Raw genomic sequence first — 11,439 nt, forward strand, 5'->3', positions numbered from 1 at the left:
GCCATGAACGCCGTTTCCTCCGTCGCCCCGCAGCCGATTACCGATGAGGAAGTAAACGCCGCGCTCGATATCGCCGTCGAGCAGATCCGGCGCAACCTTCCCGAATTCACCCATGCCGCGCAGAACCATTCGAGCGTCAACAATTTCTATCCCGCCGTTGCGAACGACCAATGGACCGCGGGCTTCTGGCCGGGGGAGCTGTGGCTCGCCTTCGAACACAGCGGTGAGGCGGCCTTCCGGGATGCTGCGCAGATCCAGGTCCAGTCGTTCCTGCATCGGATCGTCAACCGCATCGAGACCGATCATCACGATATGGGCTTTCTCTATTCGCCCTCCTGCATCGCCGCCTGGAAGCTCGTCGGAGACGCTGATGGCCGCAGGGCCGCGATCCTGGCCGCCGACCAGCTGATCGAGCGCTTCCAGCCGATCGGCCAGTTCATCCAGGCCTGGGGCCATAAGGGCAAGGCGGAGGAATATCGCTATATCATCGACTGCCTTTTGAACCTGCCGCTGCTCTATTGGGCAAGCCGCGAGACCGGCGATCCGAAATACCGCGAGATCGCGCTCGCCCACGCCCGCACCACGCTCGCCAATTCGGTGCGGCCGGATGATTCCACCTATCACACCTTCTACATGGACCCGGTGACCGGTGCGCCGGTGCGCGGCGCCACCAAACAGGGCTACAGGGACGACAGCGCCTGGGCGCGCGGGCAGGCCTGGGGCATCGCGGGCATGGCGCTCTCCTACCGCTACGAGCGGATCGAGGAATATCGCCTGACCTTCGACCGGCTGCTCGCCTTCTATCTCAACCGGCTGCCGGCCGACATGGTGCCTTATTGGGACCTCGTCTTTTCCGATGGCGTCGGCGAACCGCGCGACAGTTCGTCGGCCTCGATCACCGCCTGCGGCCTGCTTGAAATGGCCGAGCTCGTCGAAGCCGAACAAGCCGAGCGCTATCGCACGCTGGCGCGCCGCATGATCAAGAGCCTGGCCGACCACTATGCGGTCAAGGATCCCACCGTTTCCAACGGCCTGGTGCTGCACGCCACCTATTCGAAGAAATCGCCCTTCAACACCTGCCGCGGCGAGGGCGTCGATGAGTGCGTCTCCTGGGGAGACTATTATTACATGGAAGCTTTGACGCGCCTTTCGCGTCGCTGGTCTTCCTATTGGTGACCTCAGGAGAACCCGATGGCCAGCATTTCGCTTAAAGAGCTGAACAAATCCTACGGCGCGCTCACCGTCGTCCACGATATCGATCTTGAGATCGCCGATAAGGAATTCATCATCCTGGTCGGCCCGTCAGGCTGCGGAAAATCGACGACTCTCAGGATGATCGCCGGCCTCGAGGAGATCTCCGGCGGAGAACTCAAGATCGGCGGCGACGTCATGAACGACGTCCCCTCCAAGGACCGGGATATCGCCATGGTCTTCCAGAACTATGCGCTCTATCCACATATGACCGTCTACAAGAACATGGCCTTCGGCCTGCAGCTCAGAAAGGTGTCGCGCGACTTCATCGATGCCCAAGTGCAGGACGCCGCCAAGATCCTCGATATCAGCCACCTCTTGAACCGCAAGCCGAAGGCACTGTCGGGCGGACAGCGCCAGCGCGTGGCGCTCGGTCGCGCCATGGTGCGCAATCCGGCCGTCTTCCTCCTCGACGAGCCGCTTTCCAACCTCGACGCCAAGCTGCGCGGCACGATGCGCTCCGAAATCACCAAGCTGCACAAGCGCCTCAACGCCACCTTCATCTATGTCACCCACGACCAGGTGGAGGCCATGACCATGGCCGACCGGATCGTCGTCATGAAGGACGGCCACATCCAGCAGGTCGACACGCCGCAGAACCTCTATGACCGCCCCGTCAACATGTTCGTCGCCGGCTTCATCGGCGCGCCGCAGATGAACATGCTGCCCTCGACCATTCAGCGCCGCGGCGAGCGTTATGTCGCCGTCTTCGACGGTCGGGAACTGCCGCTGCCCGATCATTTCGACAAGAGCAGGATCGCACTCTATGAGGGCCGCGAACTGGTGCTCGGCATCCGTCCGGAAAATTTCCACGAACTGCCGCCGGCCGACATCCCGGCCGAGAACCTGGCGCCCCTCAAGGCAGTGGTCGAACTTGCCGAACCGATGGGCTCGGAGGTGCATCTGAACATGGTGGCCGGCGGGCGCAATCTCATCGCCCGCGTGTCGCCGCGCTTCCGGCCTGCGATCGGCGACGAGGCGACGCTCACCGCCGACATGAGCAATGCGCAGCTGTTCGACAGGGAAACGGAACGCTCGATTCTTTACTGAGCGCCTGGGGAGACTGCCATGCAGCGGTTGCGGGAGATGTGGACGAAGGAGGGGCCGGGCATTCCCAAGGATGCTCCGAAAAGGACCGGCCTTGCCCTGTTCGCGGAAATCCTCGCCCGCGAATGGTGGGAGATGGTCAAGCTCAACATCCTGTTCATCCTGGCCTCCCTCTTCGTCGTGACGCTGCCGGCAGCAATCGCCGCCTTGGCCCGGGTCTCGGTGGCATTGGCGGAAGATCGCAACACCTATCTCCTGCGTGACTTTACGGAAGCGTTCCTGCGCTACTTCTGGCGCGCCACCGCCTGGGGTCTCGCACTGGCGGGTGCGTTCGCCATCTGCCTCCAAGCGATCCTGACCTATGCCGCCGGCGCGCGGGACAATTTGATGCTTGCCGCACCGCTGGCGATCGCCCTCGTCGCGACCACCTTCATCGCTGTGTTTACCTGCCATCTCGTCATGCTGATGGTGATGCGCGATCTGCCGGCTCTGCGGCTCTTGCGCCTGGCCGCGCTCGCCTCCGTCGTCCGCCCGCTTCCGGCACTTGGCGCGCTCGCGTTCAACGCCACCCTGTGGCTGGCGCATATCCTCTTCTATCCGGTTTCCGTCTTCATGCCGGCAACCTTCAATTTCTCACTCGGAATGTTCGCCGTTGCATTCGGCGTCCATCGGGCGGTGGTGTTGGTCCTGGACCTGCCAGAGGCAATGCAGCCGCCCTGTAAACCGCATGCAGGAAACGCTTCATAAAATAACTGATCCAGAGACGATCCAGGGAAGGAGAACAGGCATGTATTTGGAAAAATTCGGGAGGACGGTGAAACTTGCCGTGGCAGGTTTTACCTTGGCAGCAACGACATCAGGCGCAGCGTTTGCCCAAGACGCCGTGACGCTCAAATGGGCCTTGTGGGACTGGGATAAGACCGCCTATTACAAGCCGCTGATCGAGGCCTATCAGGCCAAGCATCCGAACGTGAAGTTCGAGCCGATGGATCTCGGCTCGCAGGACTACCAGCAGATGATTTCGACGCAGCTGACCGGCGGCTCGAAAGACATCGACATCGTCACCATCAAAGACGTGCCGGGCTATACCAATCTGGTGCGCGCCGGCAATATCGCCGATCTGAGCGGCTTCGTGAAGGATCAGAAAATCGATCCGGCACCCTATGGCGGCTTGATCGAGGAATTGACGATCGACGGCAAGGTCTATTCTCTACCGTTCCGCTCCGACTTCTGGATCGTCTATTACAACAAGGACATCTTCGACAAAGCCGGCGTCCCCTACCCCACCAATGACATGACCTGGGCGCAGTTCGACGCGACCGCCGAGAAGCTGACCGGCGGCATGGGCACCAACAAGACCTATGGCGCGCTGCTGCACACCTGGCGTTCGACCGTTCAGCTGCCCGGCATCCTCGACGGACAACACACGCTTGTCGACGGCGACTACGCCTTCCTGAAGCCGTGGTACGAGCGGGCGCTCACCCTGCAGAAGGATGGCGCAATTCCCTCCTATGCCTTCCTGAAGACGTCGAACACGCATTATTCGGCGCTGTTCTTCAACGGCACGATCGGCATGCTGCCCATGGGAACCTGGTTCGTCGGCACCCAGATCGCCAAGGTGAAATCGGGTGAATCGAAGAGCAAGAACTGGGGCATCGTGAAGTTCCCGCATCCGGACGGCGTGGCAGCCGGCACGACTGCTGCGCAGATCTCGGGCCTCGCCGTCAACGCCAACTCCGAGCACAAGGATGCGGCGCTCGACTTCATCAAGTTCGTCACCGGTCCGGAGGGCGCTGCCGTCATCGCGTCGACGGGCACCTTCCCGGCGCTCAAGACCGCCGACGTCAGCGCAAAGATCGCGGCAACACCCGGCTTCCCGGAAGACGCGGCCAGCAAGGAGGCGCTGATACCGTCGAAAGCCTATCTGGAGATGGCGGTCAACCCGAACGCCGCCAAGATCGAGGTCGTACTCAACCGCGTCCATGACGCGATGATGACCGACAACACCTCCGTCGACGACGGCTTGAAGGAAATGACCGACGGCGTGAAGGCCATCAAGTAGACTTCACGAGATGCCGACGGCCGCGGACCAGAACATGGCCCGCGGCCGATCCTGTTTCAGGAAAATTTTGAGCTGACGATGATATATGATCCCACCAAAGCCAACCCACTTTTCGGCAATCCCGTGAAGACACGCGACGACCTGGCGAAGGCCGTCAACGACCTCTTCGCACCGCTTCTGCCCTATTTTTCCGAAGGCGGCGCCCGTGTGCGCCTGGGTGCTACCGGCGCGATCTTCGACCGGGCGGCGGCGGACCTGGAAGGATTTGCGCGGCCACTGTGGGGCATCGTCCCACTCGCCGCCGGCGGCGGCCATTTCCCGCATTGGGATCTCTATCGACGCGGGCTGGCGAACGGGACCAATCCTGATCATCCCGAATATTGGGGCGATCTTGCCGACCGCAATCAGCGGCTGGTCGAGCTGGCGGCCGTCGGCTTCGCATTGGCGCTCGTGCCCGAACATATTTGGGAGCCGTTGAGCGATAGCCAGAAGAAGACGGTCGCCGCCTATCTCGTCGCCGCACGAGAGCTCGAATTCATCGACAACAACTGGAAATTCTTCCGCGTCCTCATCGATCTCGGGCTGGAGCGCGTGGGTGTCGCGTTCGACCGTGGGAAAACCCTGACCTATCTCGACGAGCTCGAGGCTTTCGATCTCGGCGAAGGCTGGTATCGCGACGGGCCGGTGCGGCGGGTCGATCATTACATCCCCTTCGCCATGCATTTTTATGGCCTGATCTATGCTGTGCTGGCGCTTGGCGACGAGGCACGCAAGGACCGCTTCCGCGATCGCGCCCGGACCTTCGCCGGGGATATCCGCCATTGGTTCAGTCCGGATGGCGCATGCCTTGCCTTCGGCCGCAGCCAGACCTACCGCTTCGCGGCCGGTGGTTTCTGGGGCGCACTTGCCTTTGCCGGCATCGAGGCGCTGCCCTGGGCCGAGATCAAGGGCTACTACATGCGCCATATCCGCTGGTGGTCGGCCATGCCGATTGCCGAGCGCGACGGCATTCTCTCCATCGGCTATGGCTATCCGAACCTGCTGATGAGCGAGAGCTACAACTCTCCGGGCTCACCCTATTGGGCGCTGAAATTCTTCCTGCCGCTCGCACTTGCGGCGGATCATCCGTTCTGGACCGCCGAGGAAGCGCCGCAGCCGGAATTTCCGGAGCCGGTGGCGTTGAAGCAAGCGGGAATGGTCGCCATGCACACGCCGGGAAACGTGGTCGTGCTCTCCTCCGGCCAGCAGCACGACAAGATGCGCGGCGCCAACGAGAAATATTCGAAATTCGTCTATTCCACCCGCTACGCCTTCAACATCGAGGCCGACGACCGGAATTTTACCGCCGCAAGCTTTGACGGCATGCTCGGCCTCTCCGACGACGGCGTTCATTTCCGGACGCGGGAAACCCTCGAAGAGGCGCTGATAGCAGGCGACCGGCTCTATTCCCGTTGGCGCCCCTGGAACGATGTCGTCATCGAGACCTGGCTCATTCCCGCAAACCCTTGGCACCTCCGCATTCATCGCATCGCCACGCCGCGGGCGCTGAGCGCCATCGAGGGCGGTTTTGCGATCGAACGAGCCGATTTCAATGCCGATCGCTCCGAACAGGGCGAAGGCCGGGCGGTCTGGTACGGACAAACGGATGTCAGCGCGATCGTGGATCTGTCGCTCAGCCCGAGGGCCGGCCATGCGATGAGCCCGATCCCGAACACCAACCTTATCCATGCCAAGACCCTGCTGCCGCAACTGCGCGGCGCAATCGACCCGGGAACTACCGTGCTCGTCACCGCGGCGATGGCTCTTCCAGGCCGCGAGAACTGGGCAGGGGCGCTGCGCAATCGACCCGCTCGTCCGGATCTTGACGAGGTGGAGCGTCACTTCCGTGAGAACGGCGTGCGTGTGCCGGCCTTTGCTCTCCTGCCTAACCGCGATTAGTCCACTCGGAATAGTAAGCTTCAGCGATCTGCTGCGCCAGTTCTGCCATTTGATCGTCGGGTATCTGCAGAACGCCATGTTCGGCCATCAACGCGTGATATTGCTGCTCCTCAAGGGGCACGCCCGAAGGCAAGGGAACGACGTGAAAATGTAAATGGCTATTGGCTTGCTGACTGCCTAGCGAAAGCACATAAACTCGCTCGGCATCGAACACACTTTTGAGGGCGCGAGATAAGACATGCACCTTCTCCTGTAGTCGCAAATATTCATCAGTCGACATGTCTCGCGTCAGATCCTCGCGGTGCTCCCGCGGACAGACAAGGCAATAGCCGGGCAAGGTGGGGTACTTGCTCAGGAAAATGATCGTTTCATCGTCTTCAAAAACGCGATGGTGAAAAAAAGCAGGGTCGTTCCTAACCAAGCCGCAGACAAAGCATGGCCTTGTTCCGATGTCGTGCACATAGGCTTTGAGATCAAATGGTTCGCGTTCGATCATTCTGAACCTCTGCCATCTCACGTGCGGCTGCGGTCGCGGACCCCGAACTATCAAAGAAGCCGTTCTCGGGAAACTGCAGCAGTGGCCAAACCCGCCGACCATAGTATATTCGGATTACCCCAGATAATTATACTTATATATTTGACGTACCGATCGCAAACATCCAGTCAACGCAATATTATTGAACTAAAACTCAGCAAAGCGTAGTGATGTACTCGGCTTTCATTTTCCAATGCCAGAGGAGAACGCAATGCCTACAATCATGGCCTATCACAATGTCAAAGACACAAAACACTGGCTCGCTTCACCTATGCGTAAACAGGTATTCGAACCGATAGGCGTCACCAACATTCGCACGTTTATAGACCCGCAAACGTCTAACCGCGTCGGCCTGGTCATGGATGTCGCCGATATGGAAAAGTTGATGGCCTTCATGCAGACCAAGGCAGCTGCCGATGCGATGGCGCATGACGGTGTCTTGCCCGAGAACCTGGTGTTGCTCATTCAATCGTAACACGCGCCCCGACCAAACCTGAAAAATTCAACGCGGGAGGATGATGTGACGACTTTATTCGTGCGGCATGAAGTCTCCGACTACGCCGCCTGGCGAAAGATATATGATGGGTTTTCTCCGGTGCAGAAGGCCAACGGGGTGACGGCGCAAGCCGTTTATCGCGCGATCGACAATCCGAACGATATTACCGTCACCCATGAGTTTGCCACCCTGGAGGCGGCTCAGGCATTCAGCAAGCTCGACGAGCTGAAAACGGCGATGCGCACCGGAGGCGTGCTCGGCGCTCCGACGGTGTGGTTTACCAAGAAAACGTGAAATCACTCGTGCCGAGCTCCGGGGCGATTGCTATCGAACCAGGCGATTTATTGCCCGCTTTTCGGATCGCGCAGGAGATCCAGGCCGCGCTGGTATTTGTCCCGCCCTTGCCTGTCGCCGCTCTCGCCGGCACCTTGAAGCAGCGCCGCATCATCCCTGTCGTCTTCATCGAGCAGATCCTGCAGCGTCTCATGCTCATCCTCGCCTGCCAGTTCGTCGCTTGCTTGCAGCCAATGGCGCTGGTCCGCGCCATCTGGCCGGCCCTCGGCCTCCCAGATTTCGTAGGCGCGGCGACGTATCTGCTCGTGCTTGTCTGTAGCCATAGCTTCCTCCAAGCACATTCGAGTGTGCCGTTCGAATATACGGTCGGACCGCCGCTCAGGGCGTGTTGATGGTTGGAAGAAAATCCTCCACCTGTTTGCGCTCATCCTTTGAAAGGGTTTCCACCCTTTCCGTCCAGAAACGCTCAGCCTCCGGCGGATCCTCATCCCACTGGCGGACATCGGTGATGTTGTCGTCAATCTTTGACCGGCGGCGACCGCCGAGGCTGAGATATTCCTTCGCAAGCTTCAGGCTCGGGGTTTCGGTGTCGCTGTCTTCGTCTATCACCGCGCTTACATTGCTGCGGGCATTCTCCATTGTCCTGCGACGATCGTTCGCGGCCTGCAGCGTATCGGCGGAGCGCGCGTCGTCAGTGCCGCTTTCCGGCGGCACAGCGGATCTGGATGTCATACCACTTGTCCTTCCATTCGTTCAAAGGATGTTGCAATCCGAAATCGCGGTCAGCGATAGTTCCCGCCATCAATGAACGGCCATGCTCACCATCCGATAGGGGTGCACGGCCTCGAACTGCGAGATCATCGCCGTTGCCTGCAGCAGCACGCACTCGGCATTGTCGGGATCGTCACGGGCCAATTCATCGGCGTTGCCCCAGATCGCTTCAGCCATGTTGATGGAAAGTTCCGCAAACTGCGCATCGCCCTCGACAAGGGCCTCACGTGCCGTGTCTTCCAGCGTACGAGCGATATCGACGAAGACTTCCTCGCGTTCCTCAATGCTGAGGTCTTTGATCAGATTGGTCTTCTCTTCCATATTGCACACTCCAAAAAGACGTGGACACCGTCGCCTTATTCGAACGCCGGAACAGAGCTTCGGTTCCCTGGATGAGCGAGACCAGCGCCTCGATGTCGGTATCGATTGCCCCGATCGAGGCGCTGGATAGCCGAAATACTGCAGCGGGAGGCTTACTGATTCCTGCGTTTCAGTTCGACCATGCCCGGCAGGAATACGCCGGTCACATGCATCGGCGCCTCGAGGTTGATGTCGATCTCGCTGACAAGGATCTGATCCTTGGCGCGTTCCTGGGCAAAGGACCTAGGCGGCACCCGAAGAATAGCGTTGTCATGCCGATTAAGCTAAGGAGGCTTGCTATTGACGGGTCAACCGTTGCCATCCATTCTTGGGCAGCTTCATCTCGCCTCGAAGCAGAGTTTTGTCGAGGAAATCATCTTTGTTGAGAAACTGTGACGGAATAACTGGGCTTCTGACTGTTATTTCGGTACTCCAATTCACGGCATCGGTCGCGCAGGCAAGCGAGACGCCAATAAATACGGGCACGTCCACGACCTGGATCGTAACACTTGGTGGAAGCGTCGAGCACGGCCCGAAATTTCCAGGCTCCAAACATGACGGCCTCAGCGCCATGCCGTCTTTCGATGTCAGACGGTTCGACACGCCAGATGAAAACAGCGCGCCGGACGACAATATCGATTACGGCCTCATCGATATCGGCGGCTTCGAAATCGGGCCAGTGCTCGGCTTGCGCGACAGTCGTTCCCAATCCGATGACGCCAGACTAGAAGGCATGCATCCTGTACATTGGGGTGTTGATGCCGGCGTCTTCATGCAATATTGGGCGATCCCGGACCATCTGCGGTTCCGTTCTGAAACCCGCCAAGCGGTATCGAACGGCAGCGGCTTGGTCGTCGACTTCGGCGCCGACTGGTTCAAACCGCTCGGCGACAAATTGCTGTTCTCCGCCGGCCCACGGCTCTCAGTCGGCAACGGCGTCTATATGCAGAAATATTTCGGCATTTCGTCGACCGAGGCTGCGCGAAACGGCGCATTGCCCGCCTTCGATGCCCAGAGCGGTTTGAAATCGATCGGCTTCACCGCTTCGGCCGCCTATGATGTATCGCCGACCTGGACGCTGCAGCTCTATGACCGCTTCGACCGCCTCACCGGCGACGCGGCCGGCAGTCCGATCACCTCGAAGCTCGGCAGCAAGAACCAGAATGTGACCGGCATTTCGCTAAGCAAGGCCTTCAACGTCAGCTTCTGATCGCCCCGAGGCAGCACGCTACGTGGCCGATTTCGAGGCGGTGGCAATGCACCAGATGCCGATCAGGATCAGACCGCTGCCAGCAAGCTGAAGCAGCGGCAAAGGCTCGCCGAAACCGAACCAGGCGATCACCATGATAAAGACATAGCTGATCGCCGAGAGCGGGAAGGCCCTGCTCAGATCGAGGTCGGAAAGCACCGTCATCCAGATGGCAAAGCAGATGATCTCCGCCACGATCGCCGCCAAAAACCAGTGCGAGGAGAGGATCTGGACCAGTCTGTCTCCACCGACACTGCCTGCGTCCTCGGCACCGCGCTTCAGCAATATCTGCTGCGCCGTGTTCAGCAGCGGTACAGCCAACCAGATCAGCCGTATCCTCTTCACGCCTCGACCCTGCCTTTGTCGCCGGCGGCAAGCAATGGCGATATCGTCTTCAAGATGAACTGCAATATTGGATTGCGATGGCGGAAATACATCGCATTTTCTGTCAGTTGGCTGCCGAGCCGCACCTTATTGTGATAATAGGCTTGGCCGCTCTGATAGCAGCCGATCCCGTGGCGCAGGCAATATTCGATATTGTTGAACCAGCTGAGATAATAGAGGTTATAGGGCCGACCCCTCTCCGCATCCATGCAGAAGAACTTGTCGATCAGTCTGTTGCCGTCGTGGACCAGCAAATTGGCAGCTAGCAATTCTTCGTCGACGAAATACATCGTGCAGAAGGAATGTCCCGGCATGTTCCGCAGAATGCCGTCGAAATAGGCTGGCGTCAGCTCTTCGAACTGCCAGTCGCTGCGCTCGCGCGTTGCGAGATAGAGCTGCATGACCCGCGGCAGGAGATCGCCGAATTCCGCGCGGTGCTCGACCCTTACCTGCTGCCGGCCTCTGAGCTTGCGGCGGATATCCTTGCGTGTCGAGGATGAGAGCGTCGCGAGATACTCGTCGATCGTGGCGAACCCGATATCCAGCCATGCGGTCGGCATGCCGCCGATCTCGGCATAGCCTGTCGACGAAAGGACCGGCTCGATATGCGGCGGGATGGGCCGTGGCAGGTCCTTCAACGCCATCAGCGAGCATCCTTCCGCGCGCGCATGCGCCTCGAAGGCATCCAGCAACTGCGCAAAGAGCTCAGGTCGGCTGGCCGGGGCGGTTTCGGGGTGAAAGCCGATCGCGCCGGTCTCTGTGCAGGGAGAGCCCAGGCAGGCAAGACGGAGCGTCAGGAATCCGCTAAAACTGCTACGGATCCTTTCGACCGTTCGCTTGATGCCGCCGGCTTCAAGTGTCGTCTCGAGCGCATAGCGACAAAGGAATGCCGGCATGGCGGCGACGATCTCGCCGTCTTCGCGCACGACGACATAGCGCCAGTCGAAGCCGTCGATACCGGCGTCCTCGACCGTCAGCAGATAGTCATAGGTCTCGATATCATCGGGAAAGCAGGCATTCCAGGCGTCACGACCCAGCATGCGAATGCTCGG

At 59.8% G+C, this 11,439-nt stretch carries 15 protein-coding genes; 8 read left to right on the forward strand and 7 right to left on the reverse strand.

Annotation, left to right across the window (positions count from 1 at the left end):
- The first annotated feature begins 3 nt into the window (after window positions 1-3).
- The 5 genes from GR197_RS04795 (at window position 4) to GR197_RS04815 (ending at window position 6,298) form a co-directional block, all read left to right on the forward strand.
- A complete protein-coding gene (locus GR197_RS04795) occupies window positions 4-1,176 on the forward strand; it encodes a glycoside hydrolase family 88 protein (protein WP_164007089.1) in 1,173 nt (390 codons plus the stop codon).
- Between the two features lie 15 nt (window positions 1,177-1,191).
- A complete protein-coding gene (locus tag GR197_RS04800; RefSeq protein WP_164007092.1) occupies window positions 1,192-2,301 on the forward strand; it encodes an ABC transporter ATP-binding protein in 1,110 nt (369 codons plus the stop codon).
- A gap of 18 nt (window positions 2,302-2,319) precedes the next feature.
- A complete protein-coding gene (locus GR197_RS04805; protein WP_164007093.1) occupies window positions 2,320-3,045 on the forward strand; it encodes a YesL family protein in 726 nt (241 codons plus the stop codon).
- Between the two features lie 40 nt (window positions 3,046-3,085).
- Window positions 3,086-4,360, forward strand: a complete 1,275-nt coding sequence (locus GR197_RS04810; RefSeq protein WP_164007095.1) for an ABC transporter substrate-binding protein — start codon at window positions 3,086-3,088, stop codon at window positions 4,358-4,360.
- 78 nt (window positions 4,361-4,438) lie between these two features.
- Window positions 4,439-6,298, forward strand: a complete 1,860-nt coding sequence (locus GR197_RS04815; protein ID WP_164007097.1) for a DUF2264 domain-containing protein — start codon at window positions 4,439-4,441, stop codon at window positions 6,296-6,298.
- Here GR197_RS04815 and GR197_RS04820 read toward each other — a convergent pair.
- Complete coding sequence (locus GR197_RS04820) at window positions 6,285-6,794, reverse strand: HIT family protein (protein ID WP_164007098.1); 510 nt, start codon at window positions 6,792-6,794, stop codon at window positions 6,285-6,287. The genes GR197_RS04815 and GR197_RS04820 overlap by 14 nt on opposite strands.
- 250 nt (window positions 6,795-7,044) lie before the next feature.
- On the opposite strand from GR197_RS04820, the gene GR197_RS04825 reads away from it, so the two are divergent.
- Window positions 7,045-7,308 carry a hypothetical protein gene (locus GR197_RS04825; RefSeq protein ID WP_164007099.1) on the forward strand — a complete coding sequence of 88 codons (264 nt, stop codon included), beginning with the start codon at window positions 7,045-7,047 and terminating at the stop codon, window positions 7,306-7,308.
- Between the two features lie 45 nt (window positions 7,309-7,353).
- Window positions 7,354-7,623 (forward strand): cyclase, encoded by a 270-nt coding sequence (locus GR197_RS04830; protein WP_164007101.1) that lies wholly within the window; start codon window positions 7,354-7,356, stop codon window positions 7,621-7,623.
- Between the two features lie 47 nt (window positions 7,624-7,670).
- Here the strand turns inward: GR197_RS04830 and GR197_RS04835 are convergent, their stop codons facing one another.
- The 4 genes from GR197_RS04835 to GR197_RS04850 all read right to left on the reverse strand — a co-directional run bounded on the left by GR197_RS04835 (window position 7,671) and on the right by GR197_RS04850 (window position 9,008).
- A complete protein-coding gene (locus GR197_RS04835; RefSeq protein WP_246724470.1) occupies window positions 7,671-7,946 on the reverse strand; it encodes a DUF2934 domain-containing protein in 276 nt (91 codons plus the stop codon).
- Between the two features lie 55 nt (window positions 7,947-8,001).
- Window positions 8,002-8,355 (reverse strand): hypothetical protein, encoded by a 354-nt coding sequence (locus GR197_RS04840; RefSeq protein WP_164007104.1) that lies wholly within the window; start codon window positions 8,353-8,355, stop codon window positions 8,002-8,004.
- Between the two features lie 69 nt (window positions 8,356-8,424).
- Window positions 8,425-8,715 (reverse strand): hypothetical protein, encoded by a 291-nt coding sequence (locus GR197_RS04845; protein WP_164007105.1) that lies wholly within the window; start codon window positions 8,713-8,715, stop codon window positions 8,425-8,427.
- Window positions 8,716-8,867: 152 nt separating this feature from the next.
- Window positions 8,868-9,008: a hypothetical protein gene (locus tag GR197_RS04850; RefSeq protein ID WP_164007107.1), complete on the reverse strand. Its 141-nt coding sequence runs from the start codon at window positions 9,006-9,008 to the stop codon at window positions 8,868-8,870.
- A gap of 128 nt (window positions 9,009-9,136) precedes the next feature.
- Here GR197_RS04850 and GR197_RS04855 point away from each other — a divergent pair, with 128 nt between their 5' ends.
- Window positions 9,137-9,964: a MipA/OmpV family protein gene (locus GR197_RS04855; protein ID WP_348643241.1), complete on the forward strand. Its 828-nt coding sequence runs from the start codon at window positions 9,137-9,139 to the stop codon at window positions 9,962-9,964.
- Between the two features lie 18 nt (window positions 9,965-9,982).
- Here the strand turns inward: GR197_RS04855 and GR197_RS04860 are convergent, their stop codons facing one another.
- Window positions 9,983-10,348 carry an EamA family transporter gene (locus tag GR197_RS04860; RefSeq protein WP_348643242.1) on the reverse strand — a complete coding sequence of 122 codons (366 nt, stop codon included), beginning with the start codon at window positions 10,346-10,348 and terminating at the stop codon, window positions 9,983-9,985.
- Window positions 10,345-11,427, reverse strand: coding sequence for a GNAT family N-acetyltransferase (locus GR197_RS04865; RefSeq protein ID WP_246724474.1), 1,083 nt, complete (start codon window positions 11,425-11,427; stop codon window positions 10,345-10,347). Before GR197_RS04865 ends, GR197_RS04860 begins: the two co-directional genes overlap by 4 nt.
- Window positions 11,428-11,439 lie beyond the last annotated feature (12 nt).

The organism is Rhizobium phaseoli (assembly GCF_010668805.1).
GTDB classification, from domain to species: Bacteria; Pseudomonadota; Alphaproteobacteria; order Rhizobiales; family Rhizobiaceae; genus Rhizobium; species Rhizobium phaseoli_A.